Below are 18,071 nucleotides of genomic sequence, written 5' to 3'. Positions count from 1 at the left end.
CGGCCGCCGGCCCGCGGGGACCTCCGTCGCCCCTGACACGCCCCCTGTCGACCTCCTGACGAAAGGACGCTTCCCGTCATGTATTCCAGATCATGGTCGACCCCTGCCACGGAGGGCAGCGTCGGGAGCCACGCGTTCGTCGCCGAACACGGGCTGTGGGACGACGCCCGGTTGGCGGCCGCCGAGCGGATCGAGGCGGGGCTGGACGGGATCGACTTCGTCCGTCTGGTGTGGGGTGACCCGCACGGCCTGGTGCGCTCCAAGACACTGACCGTCCGCACCTTCCGCGGGGTGCTGCGCAACGGCATGAACTACAGCCCCGGCCCGTTCCTGAAGGACACGGCCTGCACCACGGCGGTGGACTACCGGGGCGAGCACGGCATCGGCGTCGACGAGATCGCCGGCCTGGGCAACTTCGTGCTGGTGCCCGACCCGCTGACCTTCCTGGTGCTGCCTGGCGAGGGGGCGCGCACGGCCTGGGTGATCGGCGACGAGTACCTGCGCGACGGCCGCCCCCACCCGCTGTCCTCGCGGCACGTGCTGCACCGGGTGCTGGACCGCTACGCCGGCCGCGGGCTGACGCCCGTACTCGGCCTGGAGGTCGAGTGGTACCTGGCGCGCCGCCTGGACGACGAGCCGGGCAACGAGGGGAACGGCTTCGGCCTGCAGGGCCCGGCCCCGCGGGTGGCCGCGATGAACGCGGGCTACCAGTTCAACCTGGACGCCGCGTACGACACGGTCGCCCCGGTCACCGACCCGCTGGCCCTCGCCCTGCTCGGCCTGGGGCTGCCGGTGCGGTCGATGGAGCACGAGATGGGCCCCGGGCAGGTGGAGACCACGTTCGACCCCATGTCGGCGCTGGACACGGCGGACGCGATGCTCTTCTTCCGCGTCTTCACCAAGCGCTGGTGCGCGGCCCGGGGCCTGCACGCCTCGTTCATGTCGCAACCGGCGATCGCCGGGGCGGACCCGAGCGGCTGGCACCTGAACCAGTCCGTCCTGGAGACCGCCACCGGCCGCAACGTCTTCAGCGCCGAGGGCCTCTCGGTGGGGCTCTCCCCCACGAGCAAGGCGTACGCCGAGGGCCTGCGGGACTGGCTGCGCGACCTGTTTCTGCTGTCGGTGCCCACGGTCAACGGCTACCAGCGCCTGGGCACGCAGCACGCCCTGTCCCCGACCCGGGTGAGCCTGAGCCTGGAGTCGCGCACGGCCATGCTGCGCGTGGTCGGCTCGGGGGCCGGCGCGCACATCGAGAACCGCGTCGGCGAGCCGAGCGCGAACCCGTACCTGAACATCGCCGCCCAGCTCTTCGCCGGCATCGAGGGCCTCGACGGGCTCGCCGGGGGCTCGGCCGACGGGCCCCGCGAGGGCTCGGACGCCGTCCCGCAGTCCCTGCGCGAGGCACTGGAGGAGTTCACGGCGGGCCGGGCCGCCCGGCTGCTGGGCGACCCGCTGGCCGCCTGTCTGGCCAGGCTCAAGGAAAGCGAGGTGCGCCGGTACGAGGCCTGGGCCCTGCAGGCCGCCCCGGTGCCGGGCCAGGTCACCGAGTGGGAGCAGCGCGAGTACTTCGCGGCCTTCTGACGCCCGGGAGGCCCGACCACGACCACCGCAACCGCAACCGCAACCGCAACCGCAACCGACGAAGGCTGTCCCATGATTCCTCGTTTCACCCTGCCTGAGATGGCGCACCTCTTCTCGGACGAGTACCGGTACGAGACCTACGTCCGCGTGGAGATCCTCGCGACCGAGGCACAGGTGCGGCTCGGCCGCGTACCGGCCGCGGTCCTCGACGACATGCGCGCGGCCACGGCCCCGCTGCCGTCCCGGGTCGTGGAGATCCAGAAGGAACGCGACCACGAGGTGATCTCCTTCCTGACCGCGTACACCGAGCAGATGCCGGAGTCCTCCGCTCGCTGGGTGCACCTGGGCATGACCAGCTACGACCTGGTCGACACGGCCCTCGGCCTCACCCTGGCCCGCGCCACGGACGTGCTCACCTCCGCCGCCCAGCGGCTGCGCAAGGTGCTCGTCGACCGGGCCTTCGAGCACTGGGACACGGTGATGGTGGGCCGCACCCACGGCGTACACGCCGAGCCCACCACGCTCGGCCACAAGCTGGGCGGCTACGCCTTCGCCGTCGAGCGGTCCCTGCAGCGGCTGGCCGCCGCCCGCGAGGCCGTCGCCGTGGGCACCGTGTCGGGCGCGGTCGGCACGTACTCGCTGATCGACCCGGCCGTAGAGACGTACGTGTGCGAGCAGTTGGGGCTGGGCGTCGAGCCCTCCCCCAGCCAGGTCGTGGCCCGCGACCGGCACGCCCAGCTGATCCAGGCGGTGGCCGTGCTGGGTGCCTGCATCGAGCAGATCGCCCTGGAGCTGCGGCTGCTGCAGCGCACCGAGGTGCGCGAGGTCGAGGAGCAGCGCGTCGAGGCCTACCAGGGCTCCAGCGCGATGCCTCACAAGGCCAACCCGACGGGCAGCGAGCTGCTGTGCGGACTGGCGCGGCTGCTGCGCGGGTACGCCAACACGGCGCTCGAGAACGTGGCGCTGTGGCACGAGCGGGACCTGGCCCACCAGGCGGTCGAGAAGGTGCTGCTGCCGGACGCGCTGATGGTGGCGCACTTCCAGACGGTCAGGGCCGCGGACCTGCTGGAGAACCTGCGTATCGACACGGATCGCATGCGGGACTCGATCGCCGCCACGAACGGGCTGGTGTGCTCGTCGTCGGTGCTGGTGGAGCTGCTGGAGGCCGGCGTCGAACGCGACCAGGCCTACCGGGCGGTGCAGGCGGCGGCCAAGCGCACCGCGGAGTACGGGCAGAACTTCGGCGAGGCCCTGGCCGAGGAGGGTGTGCGGAGCAGCCCGCGCGAGCCCGAGGACTTCCTCGTCCACCACGACGTGGTGCACAGCCGGTTGGAGAAACTCCGTGTGCTGACGGACTGATCCTGGAAAGCCCGACCCGGCTGTCCGGCCTCGCCCCACCCTCCTCATACCCATCCCCTCTTCGCCCTATGGAGTCCCTCACCATGAGTTGGTCCGAGAAAGCCGCCACCACGCTGGAGAACGAGCACGTCCTGTTGACCCCGCTCAGCGAGGCGGACCGCGAGGGCATCCGCGCCGTGGTCCTCGACCCCGAGATCTGGCGCTACTTCACGGTCGTCGTCGGCGACGACGCGGACTTCGAGGCGTTCTTCGACTCGAACCTCGCCGAGCACACCGCCGGCCGCCGCGCCGTCTACGTGATCACCGACAGGAAGAGCGGCCGGATCGCGGGCAGCATGAGCCTGCTGAGCTTCGCCGAGAAGGACCGCCGACTGGAGATCGGGGCCTCCTGGCTGGGCCACGACTTCCGCGGCAAGGGCATCAACCACTGGGCGAAGCTGCTGCTGCTCCAGCACTCCTTCGAGGTGCTGGAGGCCGAGCGGGTGGAGTTCAAGACGGACGAGCTCAACGTCCAGGCCCGCAAGGGCCTGCGCAACATCGGCGCCACCGAGGAGGGCACCCTGCGCTCCTTCAACTACATGCCGGGCGGACGCCGCCGCGACGCGGTCTTCTACAGCATCCTGCGCGCCGAGTGGCCGCAGGTGCTCGACGCCCTCTCCCAGGGCCCGAAGAAGGCGGCCGCCTCCGCATGAGCGTCGCGTACGTCAAGGCCGCCGGCACCCCCTTCGAACTGGGCCGCACCCACGGGGCGGCACTCGCCGGCCCGCTGCGCGGCTTCCTCCGCGACGGCCTGGCGCGGCTGGAGCCCCTCGCCGACCGGCCGCTGACGTTCGCCGGGCTGCTGCCGTCGATCACCACGTACCGCGCGGAGATCACGGCGGCGGTCCCGGACCTCGCCGAGGAGGTCGCGGGGCTGGCGGCGGGGGCCGGGATTTCCGAGGACGAGGCGTGGCTGCTGCAGCTGCGCCGCGAGGTCATGGGTTACACCGGGGTGCCGAGCGCCGGGGACTGCACGGCGTACGCGCGCACCGGGCCGGCCGCCCGGCCGGTGCTGGCGCAGACGGTGGACCTCAACGCGGACATCGACAGCCACATCGCGGTGCTGTCGCTGGCCCGGGCGGGCGGGCCGCGCCGGGTGACGGTGCTCAGCTTCGCGGGCCTGCTCGGGTATCTCGGCATGAACAGCGACGGGCTCGCAATCGGGCTGAACCTGGTGACCGACGGCCTGTGGCGGCCCGGCGTCACGCCGTACCTGACCATCCGCCACCTGCTGGACCGTGCCGGGAGCGTGGACGAGGCCCTGGAGATACTGGCCGGGCTCACCCTGTCCAGCTCGCGCAACCTGGTGCTGTGCGACCGGCGGCGCGCGGTGTACGCCGAGGTGTGCGGGACCGGGCTGCGGGTGACCGAGCCCGCCTCGCGGGAGGCCGTGCACACCAACCATTACCTGCACGAGGACTTCACCCCGCTCGACCGGCAGTCGGCCCCCGACCGCGTCAACTCCGACGACCGGCTGGAGGCCGTGACGAAGGGGCTGGCCGGACTCGACCCACAGGCCACTGCGGAGGAACACTTCGCGGTGCTGTGCCGGCCACCGGTATGCATCGCCGACCACGGGATCTACCGCCTGGAGAGGACGGTGGCCTCGGTGGTCATGCTGCCCGGGGCGGGCGAGCTGCACCTGCGGGCGGGCGACCCGAACCACGGCGCCACCGAGGTGTTCGCGGTTTGACATCCTCCCGGGCCTAAAGGCCCGGGATTCCAATCACTCTCGCAAGATCAGAGGTAGGGGGCGGGCCGGCCGCGGACGGCGAGCGGCCGGGCGGACCCTGGACCGGCCCTGCACCAGGATTCGACCGCACACCGCTAGCGTCGGCGCGGGCGGCGGCCGAACCGGTCCGGCCTCGCCACGACCCCCGGGGGAGGCATGAGTCAGGTTCAGGCGCAGGCACTGCCGGAGCACCAGACGTCCACTCCACACCCCGAGCACGATGAGCCGCGGGCCCGCGCGCTGGTACGGGAGGCGTGGCCGCCGCGCCCCGGATCCTCCGGCGCGTGGCCCCCCGGCCAGCACGCGCCCGGCCAGAGGAGCCCCGTCCAGAGCGTGCCCGGACCGGGCGCCCTCGGTCAGACGTCGCCCCGCGACGGACTGGGCAGGGCCGCACCCCGGCCGGCGCCCGCGGTCTCCGGTCGGCACATCCTGGTCGTGGGCGCCGACGCCGGGGACGGGCTGTCGCACCAGCTGCGCCGACACGGCCACACCTGTACCAGGGCGGCCCACGGCGGCGCGGCCCTGCAGGCCTACGGCAGCGCCGACCTCGTCCTGCTCGACCTCGAACTGCCGGACCTGGACGGGCTGGAGGTGTGCCGGGCGATCCGGTCGGTCAGCCGGGTGCCGCTCATCATCGTCACCTCCCGCGAGTCCGAGATCGACTGCGTGCTCGGACTCCAAGCGGGCGCGGACGACTACGTCACCAGGCCCTTCGGGATCCGCGAGCTGCTGGCCCGGATCGAGGCCGTCATGCGCCGCACGCAGTGGCAGCCGACGGCGGCCGCGGGCCCGGCCCAGGAGATCCGGCACGGCCGGCTGCGCATCGAGGTCGGCTCCCGCGAGGTGACCGTCGACGGCGCGCCGGTCACCCTCACGCGCAAGGAGTTCGACCTGCTGTGCCTGCTGGCGCAGCATCCCGACACCGTCGTCCCGCGCAGGCAGCTGCTCCAGCAGGTGTGGGGCAACTCCTGGTCGCGCCGCACCGTGGACACCCACGTCAGCAGCGTTCGCGGCAAGTTGGGCAACCCCGGCTGGATCGTCACTGTCCGCGGCGTCGGCTTCCGCCTCGGCACCGTCTGACGCCTCGCCCCCCGCCCGTGGACCGAATTCCTCCGGTACCGGAGGTCCGAGATCCACGCTGTCCTGCGTCGTTTCGACCGTCCAGGAGGAACAGCCGGGCGCGGGGCAGGCGGGACTCTGCGGACAGCCCTCAGGTATCGGCGTCGAAGCGGCCGACGGCCAGCGCCCGGTCGACCAGCGGCCCGGCCGCACCGGTGTAACCGGCCGGGTCGAGCAGCGCGGTCAGCTCCGCGGGCGTGAGCACCCCCCGCAGCGCGTCGGACTCCGCCAGTACGGCGGCCAGCGGGCGGGCCGTCTCGGCCGACTGCAGCGACGCCCGCGTCAGCAGTTCCTTCGCGGCCACCTTGCCCAGCCTCGGGGCGAGCACGGCGGAGACCCGCTCGGAGACGAGCTGCCCGCCAGTGACCTCCAGGTTGACCGCCATCCGCTCGGGGCACACGGTGAGCCCGCGGACCAGCTCCACGGCGGTGTGCGCGGCCCCGCCGGTCAGCCGCAGCGCCTCGCGCAGCGGCTGCCACTCGGCGTGCCAGACCCCCGCCGACCGCTCGTCCTCGTGCGGCAGGCACTGCACGAGGACGGTGGCCAGCGCCGGGACCTGGAGGGCGGCGGAGCGGATCAGCGTCGAGAGCACCGGGTTGCGCTTGTGCGGCATCGCCGAGGAGGCGCCCCGCCCGGCCACCGTCGGCTCGGCCAGCTCCCCGATCTCGGTGCGGGCCAGAACCAGCACGTCGACGGCGATCTTCCCCAGTGCCCCGGTGGTGTGCGCGAGGGCCGCACCCAGGTCGGCGACCGGCGTGCGCAGCGCGTGCCAGGGGAGCACCGGTGCGGCCAGCCCGGTCTCGTCCGCGAAGGCGTCCACCAGCTCGGCCAGGACGGTCGCCGGGTCGGCGCCGTCGCCCGCGTACTGGAGGTAGCCGGCCAGTGTGCCGGCCGCGCCGCCCAAGGAGACCGGTAGGCCGCCCTCGGCCAGCCGCTCCAGCCGCTCGATGGATTCCAGGACCAGCTGGCGCCAGCCCGCCGCCTTCAGCCCGAAGGTGGTGGGTACGGCGTGCAGGGCGAGGGTGCGTCCCGCCATCGCCGTGTCCCGGTGGTCGGCCGCCAGGCCGGCGAGGGCGTCGGCCACCGCCCTGAGGTCCGCGACGATCAGCCGCAGGGCCCGGGTCGCCACCAGCATCGCGCCGGTGTCGAAGACGTCCTGGCTGGTGGAGCCGCGGTGCACGTACTCGGCCGCCTCCGGCGAGCGGGCCGCGACCCGCGCGGTGAGCGCCGCGACCAGGCCCACCACCGGATTGGCGGTCTCCCGCGAGGCCAGCGCCAGCTCCCTGGTGTCGAAGTCCGAGGCCCGGGCGGCGGCGGTGATCGCGGCGGCCGCCGCCGGCGGGACCGTGCCGCACCGCGCCTGGGCGCGGGCCAGCGCAGCCTCGGCGTCGAGCATCGCCTGGACCCAGCCGTCGTCGGCGACGGCGCCCTCGACGGGCGTGCCGGCCCGGACCGGGGACAGCAGCCCCGTGTCCGGGCCCGCGGTGCGGACGGCGGCCTGACTCACGCAACCGCTCCCGCACCCGCGTTGCCGGACATCGCCGGCCCCGCCGCGACCGCCGGCGTCCCGGGCAGCCGCAGCGCGGGGCGCGGCTCCGGCAGCGCCAGCACCGCCGCCGCGATGGCGTCGGAGTCCTCCAGCGTCACCGAGCCCACGCCCGGCCGGATGCCGGCCGCGGTCACCCAGTGCACGGCCTCGGTGGGCACCCCGTACGCGAACCGTCTGAGGTGCGGCACCCCCTGCCCCTGGAGCAGGTGGTACGGGCGCTGCGAGACGGCCAGGCCTCCGGTCTCGTAGGACGAGCCGTCCGCGCCCGCGATGCGGTGGGTCCGGGCCTGACCGGTGCTCAGCAGCCGGTCCATGAGCGGATCGGCGGTGCGCCGCACGTCGATCTCCGGCAGTCGGGCCTCGATCAGCACCGTGGCCCGCACCCGCAGGTCGGCTATGTCCGGGGAGGTGCCGACGAAGGCCGCGCCCGCGGGGTCGAGGGGGTCGGTGGCCACCCGCAGCCCCGGACCGGTTACGTCGAGGATGCCCGCGTCGATCAGGGCGGCCATCTCGTCGATGCGGGAGGCCGGCGGACCGATCGACAGGAAGGCGTTGAGCGGCGTGTACCAGCGGTCGAGCTCGTCGCGGTGCGAGTGGGCGTCGAGGCCGCCGTGGTCGATCGCCAGGCGCAGCTCGTTGCGCAGGTCCCGCAGCAGGTCCAGGGCTGCCTTGAACGGGCCGCTGACGTTGCCCTCCCGGGCCCGGCGCACGTCCTCGTCGAGGTAGCCGCGCAGCCAGCTGCGGAAGGAGGCCAGGTCCCGGAAGACCTGCCCGTCGTACGGCCGGGCGACCGTGTCCCAGTCCCAGCGCTCGTCGTTGCCGATACCGGCCGCGCTGAGCAGCAGGTCCTCGGCCTCGTCATCCCCTGCCTGCAGGAACGCCTCCCCGAAGGCGGCCACCGCGGCCGGCTCCGCGCGCTGCGCGAGGAGCGTCTCGTAGTAGAGGGTGCGCACTTCCTTGGATATCAGCGGCCACAGTTCGGTGCCGAAGCGGATCGGCTCCCCGCCCCGTACCCGGGCGCGCAGGGACGCCACGAAATCGGTGGTCAGCAGCCGCGGGTGGTAGCGGCCGTGCGCGCCCTTCTCGTTCTCGCCGCGCGCCTGGTACGGCACGCCGCGGCGGGAGCCCGCGTACAGCCGCGGCTCGCGGCCCGAGGGGCGGTACACCAGGCGGCCGTCGACGCGTTCGAACAGCCCGCCGCGGGCGTGCGTGAACAGCGCCATGTAGTCGAAGAAGTTCAGGCCCAGGCCGCGCAGCAGCACCGTCTCGCCGGGGGCGACGGTGGACAGGTCGACGTCCGCCGGGTTGCTCGGCGCGATGTAGGTCAGCCCGTGCCGGGCGGCGTACGCGGCGAACTCCCGCTCCACGTCGGTCGGCCGCACCTGCACGTGGCCCTGCGCGAGCACCACCGCGCCCAGGCCCGTCAGCCGGGTGCCGTCCTCCAGGAGCACGGTCTGCGCCCCGCTGGGGCCCGTGCCGGGCTCGGCGTCCTCCAGGGCCACGGCGCGCGAGGCGTGCACACGGACGGTGGTGTTCGCGGACGCGCTCGCGGTCACCCGGCCGAACACCCAGGTCAGGTACTGGCCGTACAAGGCGCGGGTGGGGTATGTGTCCGGCCCAAGGTCCCGGGCCTCGGCGAGGGTCTCGTCGTCGTACGGCGTGCCCGCTCCGGGCGTCAGAGCGCTGGGGCCCAGCGCCTTGGCCCACTGGTACAGGCTCGGACCCTCCTCCAGCGGCCCTTCGATGGCCACACTGGCGTCGGTGTAGACCGTGACCTGACAGGAGACGGTGTTCATCAGGAGGTGCCGGGACTGGGAGGGCCGCCAGACCCGGCCGGAGCCCGGTGGGTCCGGTTCCACGATGTGCACGGTCAGCTGGTCCCAGCGGGGGGACTTCCGCTCCTGCGCACAGAGCCGTTCCAGTACGGACAGCCCGCGGGGTCCGGCGCCGACAAGGCACACTTCCATACGTCCGCTAGTCACGAAGCACTCCGCTCAGGAGACGGGGGACGGCTGGACCGCGGGGCCGACGCGTCGGCCCCGCCGGTGTGCCTGCCCGGCCTGCCCCCGGGGGTCAGGGTGGTGTCCGCCAACGGTCAGTCCCGCCGCTCAACCAGTGCTCGGATCCGAGTGGAAGACCGGTCCTGGACCGGTTTCGGGCGCCGTCCGGGCCGGTCGGGCACGCGTACGGGCGCCGTGACGCCAGAACACGCTTACGCACAGTCAACGAGCAGCAGTTGCCAACCCCTCGCGTGGAGCGGGCGGTGCTCTCGGGCCGGTCCCGCGCAGCGCCGGCGCCGCCTGGGTGCCGGGGCCGCGCTCCGGACGCTGCCTCAAGCGTGCAATCTGCCGACAGCTCTTCACATTCCTCGAACGAGGAGATCAGCCCACACAGCAGATCACGCTGAAGAACTCGCTCAAACGGCTCCGAACCAGCGCTCCAACGCCTCATGCGGGCCGGCCTCGTCCGGGGCGGCCCAGGCGATGTAGCCATCGGGGCGGACCAGCAGCGCGTGCGGGGCGTCCGACACGGCCCCCTCGCCCTCGGCCCAGTCGCCGGTGACCGTGTCCACCCGGTCACCCCAGCGCGCGGCGGTGGCGCGCAGCGCGTCGGAGTCGGCCGCCGCGGGGGTCACGAACAGCACGCCGCGGGCCGGCTTGAGCAGGTCCCGCACGGTGGCGGGGCTACCGTCGGTGAGCTTGAGCGGGGTGTCGGGGCGCAGCCGCAGGCCGAGCTGCGGATGGCTGCCTGAGCCGACGTCGTAGCGCACGTCGAGGCCGGAGACCTGGCCGGCCAGGTGGCGGGCCACCGCGACGTCCTGGACGAGTTCCTGCATGACCGCGCGCAGCGGCTCCATCTCCTCGCCGGAGAGGTAGAGCTTGGTCTGGGCGCGGGTGTTGCGCATGAGCAGTTCCCCGACCGGGTGCCGCTCGGACTGGAAGGTGTCGAGCAGGCCCTCGGGCGCCCAACCGTTGATGGTGGCCGCCAGCTTCCAGCCGAGGTTGACCGCGTCCTGCACGCCCACGCTCATGCCCTGCGCGCCGGCCGGCATGTGGATGTGGGTGGCGTCGCCGGCCAGGAAGATCCGGCCCTTGCGGTACTGGGCGGCCTGGCGGGTGGTGTCGGTGAAGGAGCTGATCCAGCGGACCTCGGCATCGTGCAGGCGCTCGCCGGTCATGTCCTGCCAGGCGTCGGCGATGGTCTCGAACGTGAGGCCGCTCTTGTCCTCCGGCGGCCGCAGCGACTCGTTGTGGATGACGATCCGGTGGACGCCGTCCTCCAGGTTGAAGGCCATGACCATGCCGCCGGGCACGCGCTCGCCGATGGGGCGCTGGCGTACGTCCGCCCCGACGATGTCGGCCATGTACATCCCGCGGGTGGGCTCCCAGCCGGGGAAGTCGATGCCGGCGAGCCGGCGGACGATGCTGCGCGCCCCGTCGCAGCCGACCAGGTAGCCGGCGCTCTCCTCGCCGCGGCCGGCGGGGCCCTCGTACTCGACAACGACGCCGTCCTCGGTCTCGCGGAAGCCGAGCACCTCGTGTTCGCGGCGGATCTCGACGCCCAGCTCCTTCAGCCAGCCTTCGAGGATCTCCTCGGTGCGGAACTGCGGGATGCCGCGGACGCTGAAGTGGTTGTCGTCCAGCTTGGAGAAGTCGATGTGGACCCCGCCGAAGTGGCCCTGGGCCCATTCGACGTCGCCGAAGCGCTCCAGCAGGCCGCGCTGGTCGAAGACCTCGGCCGCGCGGCGGGTGAAGCCCACGCCGCGGGACTCGCCGCTGGGCGCGGGGAGCTTCTCGAGGACGACGACGTCCACGCCGCCCAATTTCAGTTCGCCGGCGAGCGTCAGCCCGACCGGCCCGGCGCCGACGATGATCGCGCCCTTTGCCATGTCCTACTCCTCAAACATCAGAGCTGCCGCGCATGGGGCAGCGCCAGGTCGGCGGTGGTCAGGCGAAGAAGACCAGCAGGTACCGGCCGATCAGCTCCGGCCCCTCCTCGGGGGCGCGGGCGGCCGGGGGGTGTCATGCGGCGGGCTGTCAGACGGCCGCGGGCGCCCCGAACCAACGGGTGAGGGCGGCTTCGAGGTCGCCGCCTGCCGGCGCCACCCAGGCGATGTAGCCGTCGGGGCGGACCAGCACGGCCTGTGGGGCGTCGTGGTGGTCGGCCTCCTGGTCGGCCCAGGCGCCGGTGATGACGTCCACGCGGTCGGCCCAGCGGGCGGCGAGTTCGGCCGGGCCGCCGTCCCCGTCCGAGACGATGAGCACGCCGCGGCCTCCGTGCAGGAGCTCGGCGACCTTCGTACGGCTGCCGTCGGCGCGCTCGACGGCTCGGTGCGGGGCCAGACGCAGCCCCAGGAGGGGGTGTCCCTCGGCGCCCACGTCGTACTTGATGTGCAGGCCGGAGACGCGGCCCGCGAGCCGCCGGGCGGCCTCGGGCAGGGTGACGAGTTCGCGCACGACGGCGCGCAGCGGCTCCATCTCCTCGCCGGCGAGGTACAGCATCGACATGGAGTGCACGTCCCGCATCAGCTGCTCACCGATCGGGTGGCGCTCGGCGTGGTAGGTGTCGAGCAGGGACTCGGGCGCCCGGTCCCCGAGCACGGCGGCGAGCTTCCACCCGAGGTTGACGGCGTCCTGGAGACCGACGCTGACGCCTTGGGCGCCGAGCGGGGCGTGGTCGTGGGCGGAGTCGCCGGCGAGGAAGACGCGGCCCTTGCGGTACTGGGCGGCCAGGCCGGTGGCGTTGGTCAGGGCGCACATCCAGGAGGCGGAGGCGCCGTGGATGTCCTCGCCGGTCATGCGCTGCCAGGCGTCGGCGAGCTCCGAGAACTCCAGCTCGCCCTCGCCGTGGTGCGGGCGGACGCCGGGCTCGTGGATGACGATGCGGTCCACACCCGGCTCCAGGGTGACGGACAGCACCATGCCGCCGCCCTCGATGCGCTCGCCGATGGGCCTCATGCGCACGTCCGCGCCGACGACGTCGGCCAGGTACATGCCGCGGATGGCCTCGTCGCCGGGGAAGTCGATGTCGGCCAGGATGCGCACGGTGGACTTGCCGCCGTCGCAGCCGATGACGTACGTGCCGGTGGCCTCGGTGTACCCGTCGGGGCCCTGGAAGCCGAGGACCACGCCGTCCTCGGTCTCGGTCAGGGTGGTCAGGTCGTAGCCGCGGCGCACCTCGACGCCGAGCTCGTCGACCCAGCGGCCGAGCATGTCCTCGGTGACGGACTGGGCCAGGCCCATGATGCCGAAGTGGCTCTCGTCCAGGAGGGAGAAGTCGATGCGGACACCGCCGTAGTGGCCCTGCTTGCCCCAGCGGATGTCGCCGAGCCTGCCGAGCAGCCCGCGCTGGTCGAAGACCTCCGCGGTACGGCTGGTGAACCCGAGGCCGCGCGACTCGCCGCTGGGAGCGGGCAGCTTGTCGTAGACGACGACGTCCGCGCCGCCGAGCCGCAGCTCACCCGCGAGCATCAGACCGACCGGCCCAGCGCCCACGATGATCGCGCTCTTTGCCATTTTCGATTCCTCCATACAGACGGTTGATCCTCAGAAAAGACCAGGGGGGTCGAGGGGCGGTGCAGCGGGACCGCAGGATCGCTCAGGCGATCCTTGAGGTCCGTTCCTCACCCGCGCGAGGCAACTGCCGGTGCGCGGTGTGCGGCGGGGCCCCCGCCGGGGCGGTGGTCACGGCAGCTCCTTCAGGCCGTGCTCCGTCAGCAGGTCGCGGGCGAACGCGAGTTCGGCGGCCATGCCGTCGACGAGCTGCGCAGGTGGGCGAGGAGCCCGTCAGGGGTCTCGGCCGGGTGCACGCCGGTCGAGTACGAGAGATGGGCGCTGATGCCGTCTCGGTGGCGGAAGCGCACGGGCCTGCACCTCGGCGGGAGCGGTGGCCCGCTCGGGCGCGGCGCCGGCCGGGGTGCCGAGGAGGGCGGGCAGGGTGCACACGGCGCGCCGGTCTCCGGCGAGGGGGGCTCGGTACGAACGGACACGGACGACCTCCAGGGGCGTCGGACTGCGCAACGCGATGCCGGGCCAAGGATGCCGAGTACTTCGTCCCGAACGAACCGGTCTCCGGCCCACGTCGAGCGGCCGCCGAGCAGTTCTGGGCCGGCCGTCCGGCGGCCGCGGCGAAACTCCTGGGGCGTGCGAGGCGTCCGCCCCGCTCCAGATATGTACAAGTCGCTTTCCAGGGCGGGTCTATCCCTCCTCTTTACCGTGGCGGGACGGGTCCCTTCCGGCGGTTGGGACAGAGTTCTCGCTCTTGCCATGGAGGAACCACATGCCCGCTGTGCCGCCCCCCGAAGTCGTCCGCGCCGCGGAGAAGACCCGGGCGGACCTGCAGAAGCAGGTCCGGGAGTTGGCCCCGCCCCCGTTCGCCCTGCTCGAACTGGCCATGGGCTCCATGGTGACCCAGGCCCTGTACGCCGCCGCCGAACTGCGCGTGGCCGAGGCCCTGCAGGCCGGTCCGCGACCGATCGAAGACCTGGCCGCTGAGGTCGGCGCGGATGCCGAGGCGCTGGGCCGGGTGCTGCGCCTGCTCGCCTCCCAGGGCGTGTTCACGTGCCAGGACGACGGCCTCTGGGCGCTGACTCCGATGGCCGACGCGCTGCGCGCCGACCACCCGGTGACGATGCGCGACCTCTGCGTGCTGATGGGCCACCCGACGCACTGGGACGACTGGAACGGTTTCCTGGACTCGGTGCGAACCGGCGAGCCGAGCCTGCCGAAGCGGCGTGGAATGGGCGCCTTCGAATACCTCATGCAGAATCCGGAATACGGTGCGGTGTTCATCGGCGGGATGGGCAACATGTCCTCCACCGAGACCGCACCGGTCGTGGCTGCGTACGACTTCTCGCAGTTCGGCACGGTCCTGGACTTCTGTGGAGCCAACGGCGGGCTGCTGGCCGGCATCCTCAACAGCGCGCCCGGCACCAAGGGCATCCTCTCGGACCCGCGCATCGCCGCGAACGGCGCTGCGGAGTTCCTGGCGGCGCAGGGTGTCGCGGACCGCGTGGCCCTGGCCGACGGCGACCTGTTCGACCCGATGCCGTCGGGTGCGGACGCGTACGTCCTCAAGCACATCGTGCACGACTGGCCGGAGGAGCAGGCCCTGCAGATCCTCCGCAACGTGCGCGCCGCGATCAAGCCGGGCGGCAAGCTGCTGCTGGTGGAGATGGTGGTCCCGGAGGGCGACGAGCCGCACTCCGGCAAGCTCGTCGACCTGTGGCTGCTGCTGCTCGTGGGCGGCAAGGAGCGCACCCGGTCGCAGTACGCGGAGCTGGTGGCGAAGGCCGGCTTCAAGCTGGAGCGGGTCGTGGAGACCGCTGCGGCCGTCTCGGTCGTGGAGGCCATCGCGGTCTGACGCGCCGCCCCTGAGCTGCCCCGGTTCCGCGTTTCCCCCGACGCGGAACCGGGGCTTTCCGCGTGCCCGCCCCGTACGTCGCCCCCCCCCGCACGCCGGAGCCCCCGCCCCGCCGGTCGGACGGCGGGGCGGGGGCTGCGGCGCCCTGAGGTGGTCAGGCGGAAGCGGCTCCCAGCCACCGCTCCAGCGCGGCCGCGAGCCCTTGCGCGGGCTCGCCGGCCCAGGCCACGTACCCGTCGGGACGGAGCAGCAGCGCAGGGACGCCGACCAGTACGTCCGGGCCGTCAACCGGCTTGGCGGACACGGTGTGAACGTTGAGGCGGCCCTGCCAGCCGGCTGCCGTACGGCGCGCCCCGGCATCGTCGGCGAAGTCGAGCAGTACGGCCCGGCCCAGGTGCAGCAGTCGCGTGGTGCGCTGCTCGCCGTCGGCGCCGACCAGCAGCCGCGCCGGCATCCGGCGGCCGACCAGCGGGTGGGCGTCCTCGCCTGCGCCGAGGTCGTAGCGGATGTCGAGGTGGCTGACCGCTCCGGCCAGGTGCCGCTTGACGTCGTCGTACCGGACCAGCTCGCCGAACAGCTCGCGCAGCGGGTCCGACTCCGCGCCGCCGAGGAAGACGATCCCCTGGGCACGGGTGTTGGCCAGCAGGCGGCGGCCGACCGGCCACCGCTCGGCGTGGTAGGTGTCCAGCAGCGCCGCGGGGGCGTCGCCGCGGACCACGGCGACCAGCTTCCAGCCGAGGTTGGCCGCGTCCTGCACGCCGGTGCTCAGGCCCTGGCCGCCGGCCGGCAGGTGGATGTGCGCCGCGTCGCCGGCCACGAACACCCGGCCCCGCCGGTACTGGGAGGCCTGGCGGGTGGCGTTGGTGAAGGAGGACACCCAGTCGGCGCCACCGTGCGAGATGTCCTCGCCGGTGATGCTCTGCCAGGCTTCCGCGACCTCCTCGAAGGTGACGGTCCGCTCGCGGTCGTGCGCCGGCCGGCCGTCGGGGCAGACAATGATCCGGTCCACGCCCTCGGCGAGCGGGGCCGCCATCACCATGCCGTTGCTCAGGCGCTCGCCGAGGAACCGCGGCCGCAGCGAGCAGCCGGTGACGTCGGCGAGGTACATGCCCTGGGTGGCGTCGGTGCCCGGGAACTCGAAGCCGGCCGCCTTGCGGACGCGGCTGGAGCCGCCGTCGGCGCCCACCAGGTACGCGGCGCGCAGCCGCTGCTCGTCGCCCTCGGGCGTACGGACGGTGATCTCGACGTGGTCCCCGTCGAGGAAGCCGCCGGCGAGCGAGACGAACTCCCAGCCGCGCCGGATGTCGGCGCCGAGTTCGGCGGCCCAGCCCTCCAGCACGGCCTCGGTCTGCCCCTGCGGGATGCCGCGGGCGCCGAAGTGGGCGTCCTCAAGGACGGTGAAGTCGAACTGGGCCCCGCCGAAGTGCCCTACGGGGCTGGTGGCGAGGGTCTCGCCCTGGCCGAACCGGGGCAGCAGCCCGCGCTCGTCGAACACCTCCATGGCACGGGCGGTGAAGCCCAGGCCACGGGACTGCCCGGTAGGCGCCGCCAGCTTCTCGATCACGACGACGCGAGCTCCGCCCAGGCGCAGTTCGCCTGCGAGCATCAGTCCGGTCGGGCCGGCGCCGACGACGATGACGTCGGTGTCCGCCGCTGTCCCTTCGCTCCCTTGCATGGGCTGTCCTTCCTGACAGTGGGGATCACTGGTGACTGGGTTGTGCGTGGGTGTGCGGCGGGGTGCGGACGTACATGTGGGGACGCACTCGTGGGGGGATTGCGGACGTGCCCCCGCTCCGGGGACGCTCAGGGGGTCGGTGGGCGGGCCGGGCCGAACCAGCGGTCGAGCGCCTCGGCCAGCCCGACCTCGTCCCGGCCCACCCACGCCACGTGGCCGTCGGGCCGTACGAGAACGGCCCCCGGCTCACCGGGGAGCGAGCCGGGCTCCGGGTCGCCGGCGACCGCGGTGACCCGGTCGGCCCAGCCGGCGGGCACCCGTACGCCGGTCCTGTCCACGTCGAGCAGCAGACCGCCGCGGGCGCGCAGCAGCTCGGCAGTGCTGCCGCGCTCGCGCCCGCCGGACCGCACGACGGTGTGCGGCAGCCGGGCGCCGAGCAGCGGGTGCGCGGGGCCGGGCACCGGGTAGCGCACGTCGAGTGCGCTGATCATCCCGGCCAGGTGGGCCCGTGCCTCCTCCAGGCCGGTCAGCTCGACCACCAGCGCGCGCAGCGGCTCCACCTCGGGGCCGCCGAGCAGCAGCAGGGCCTGGGCCCGGATGTTCGCCAGGACCCGGCGGCCGACCGCGTGCCGCTCCTCGTGGTAGGTGTCGAGGAGGCCCTCGGGAGCCAGCCCGCGCACGGTGAGCGCGAGCTTCCAGCCGAGGTTGAAGGCGTCCTGCAGACCGAGGTTGAGGGCCTGGCCACCGACCGGCATCTGCCGGTGGGCGGCGTCCCCCGCGAACAGGACGCGCCCGTGCCGGTAGGAGGCGAGCTGCCGGGAGGCGTCGCCGAAGGAGTTCACCCACAGCGGGGTACCGCCGCTGATGTCCTCTCCGGTGACCCGCTTCCAGACGGTGGCGACCTCCTCGAACGGAGCGTCCGCGGTGCGCGGGCCGGCCGTCGAGCCGAACTCGTGGACCATGACGCGGGTGACGCCCTTGTCGTTGCGCCAGGCGATGGCCAGCCCCCGCTCCAGGCGCTGGAAACGCCGGTTGGGGATGTCGATGCCCTCGACGTCGGCGCGCAGCAGTTCCCGGCCGGCGTCGTGGCCGGGGAAGTCCACCCCGGTCAGCCGCCGTACGGTGCTGTCCTCGCCGTCGCAGGCGACCAGGTAGCGGGCGCGCAGCCGCAGGACTCCGTCCCGTCCGACGGCCTCGGCCTCGACGTACTCGCCGACCTCGCCGGCAGCGACCAGTTCGTGGCCGCACCGGATGTCGACGCCGTGCGAGATCGCCCACTCCTCCAGGACCGCCTCGGTCTTGGTCTGCGGCACCTTCCACTGGCCCGGGTGGGTGCTGGGCAGGGTGAGGTCGAGCGGGAGGCCGCCGAAGTGGCCGCGCGGCTCGTGGGGCGGCGTGCCGACGTCGGGCAGCAGTTTCCGCGCGTCGAGGATCTCCATGGTACGGGCGTGCAGCGTGGAGGCCCGGGACTCGGTGGACGGGGCCTTGCGCTTCTCGACCACGACCACGTCCACGCCGCCGCGGGCGAGTTCGGCAGCGAGCATCAGCCCGACGGGTCCGGCACCGACGACCAGGACCTCGGTGCCGAGCCGGTCCGGGCGGCCCGCGCCGCCCGGTGCCGGTTCGGCACCGCCCGTTGCAAGGTCGGGCGCCAT

At 73.5% G+C, this 18,071-nt stretch carries 13 protein-coding genes; 6 read left to right on the top strand and 7 right to left on the bottom strand.

The features are described from left to right. The first annotated feature begins 78 nt into the window (after nt 1-78). The 5 genes from ACZ4N5_RS37295 (at nt 79) to ACZ4N5_RS37275 (ending at nt 5,791) form a co-directional block, all read left to right on the top strand. Nucleotides 79-1,581, top strand: a complete 1,503-nt coding sequence (locus ACZ4N5_RS37295; protein WP_467761457.1) for a type I glutamate--ammonia ligase — start codon at nt 79-81, stop codon at nt 1,579-1,581. 72 nt (nt 1,582-1,653) lie between these two features. Further along, nucleotides 1,654-2,940 (top strand): adenylosuccinate lyase, encoded by a 1,287-nt coding sequence (gene purB / locus ACZ4N5_RS37290; RefSeq protein ID WP_328663418.1) that lies wholly within the window; start codon nt 1,654-1,656, stop codon nt 2,938-2,940. Nucleotides 2,941-3,023: 83 nt separating this feature from the next. After that, nucleotides 3,024-3,632 (top strand): GNAT family N-acetyltransferase, encoded by a 609-nt coding sequence (locus ACZ4N5_RS37285; protein ID WP_467761456.1) that lies wholly within the window; start codon nt 3,024-3,026, stop codon nt 3,630-3,632. Beyond that, on the top strand, nt 3,629-4,672 hold the full coding sequence (locus ACZ4N5_RS37280; RefSeq protein WP_356785787.1) for a C45 family peptidase: 1,044 nt from the start codon (nt 3,629-3,631) through the stop codon (nt 4,670-4,672). Before ACZ4N5_RS37285 ends, ACZ4N5_RS37280 begins: the two co-directional genes overlap by 4 nt. A gap of 195 nt (nt 4,673-4,867) precedes the next feature. Next, nucleotides 4,868-5,791, top strand: coding sequence for a response regulator transcription factor (locus tag ACZ4N5_RS37275; RefSeq protein WP_467761455.1), 924 nt, complete (start codon nt 4,868-4,870; stop codon nt 5,789-5,791). Nucleotides 5,792-5,921: 130 nt separating this feature from the next. On the opposite strand, the gene ACZ4N5_RS37270 is transcribed toward ACZ4N5_RS37275, so the two are convergent. The 5 genes from ACZ4N5_RS37270 to ACZ4N5_RS37250 form a co-directional block, all read right to left on the bottom strand. After that, the gene (locus tag ACZ4N5_RS37270; RefSeq protein ID WP_467761454.1) at nt 5,922-7,337 is read right to left on the bottom strand and encodes a nitrosuccinate lyase; all 1,416 of its coding nucleotides are present in this window, start codon (nt 7,335-7,337) and stop codon (nt 5,922-5,924) included. Further along, nucleotides 7,334-9,361 carry an FAD/NAD(P)-binding protein gene (locus ACZ4N5_RS37265; RefSeq protein ID WP_389287055.1) on the bottom strand — a complete coding sequence of 676 codons (2,028 nt, stop codon included), beginning with the start codon at nt 9,359-9,361 and terminating at the stop codon, nt 7,334-7,336. Before ACZ4N5_RS37265 ends, ACZ4N5_RS37270 begins: the two co-directional genes overlap by 4 nt. A gap of 434 nt (nt 9,362-9,795) precedes the next feature. Further along, nucleotides 9,796-11,268, bottom strand: coding sequence for an FAD-dependent monooxygenase (locus ACZ4N5_RS37260; RefSeq protein WP_389288294.1), 1,473 nt, complete (start codon nt 11,266-11,268; stop codon nt 9,796-9,798). Nucleotides 11,269-11,416: 148 nt separating this feature from the next. Further along, complete coding sequence (locus tag ACZ4N5_RS37255) at nt 11,417-12,895, bottom strand: FAD-dependent monooxygenase (RefSeq protein ID WP_467761453.1); 1,479 nt, start codon at nt 12,893-12,895, stop codon at nt 11,417-11,419. 197 nt (nt 12,896-13,092) lie between these two features. After that, on the bottom strand, nt 13,093-13,242 hold the full coding sequence (locus ACZ4N5_RS37250; RefSeq protein WP_467761452.1) for a hypothetical protein: 150 nt from the start codon (nt 13,240-13,242) through the stop codon (nt 13,093-13,095). 416 nt (nt 13,243-13,658) lie between these two features. On the opposite strand from ACZ4N5_RS37250, the gene ACZ4N5_RS37245 reads away from it, so the two are divergent. Then, a complete protein-coding gene (locus ACZ4N5_RS37245; protein WP_467761451.1) occupies nt 13,659-14,741 on the top strand; it encodes a methyltransferase in 1,083 nt (360 codons plus the stop codon). 154 nt (nt 14,742-14,895) lie between these two features. Here the strand turns inward: ACZ4N5_RS37245 and ACZ4N5_RS37240 are convergent, their stop codons facing one another. Then, nucleotides 14,896-16,416: an FAD-dependent monooxygenase gene (locus ACZ4N5_RS37240; RefSeq protein ID WP_467761450.1), complete on the bottom strand. Its 1,521-nt coding sequence runs from the start codon at nt 16,414-16,416 to the stop codon at nt 14,896-14,898. Nucleotides 16,417-16,544: 128 nt separating this feature from the next. After that, nucleotides 16,545-18,071 carry an FAD-dependent oxidoreductase gene (locus ACZ4N5_RS37235; protein WP_467761449.1) on the bottom strand — a complete coding sequence of 509 codons (1,527 nt, stop codon included), beginning with the start codon at nt 18,069-18,071 and terminating at the stop codon, nt 16,545-16,547.

The sequence above is a fragment of the Streptomyces sp. NPDC026500 genome, assembly GCF_055567635.1.
Note: the sequence above shows the minus strand (reverse complement) of the source record. Positions and strands in the feature narration are given on the sequence as shown.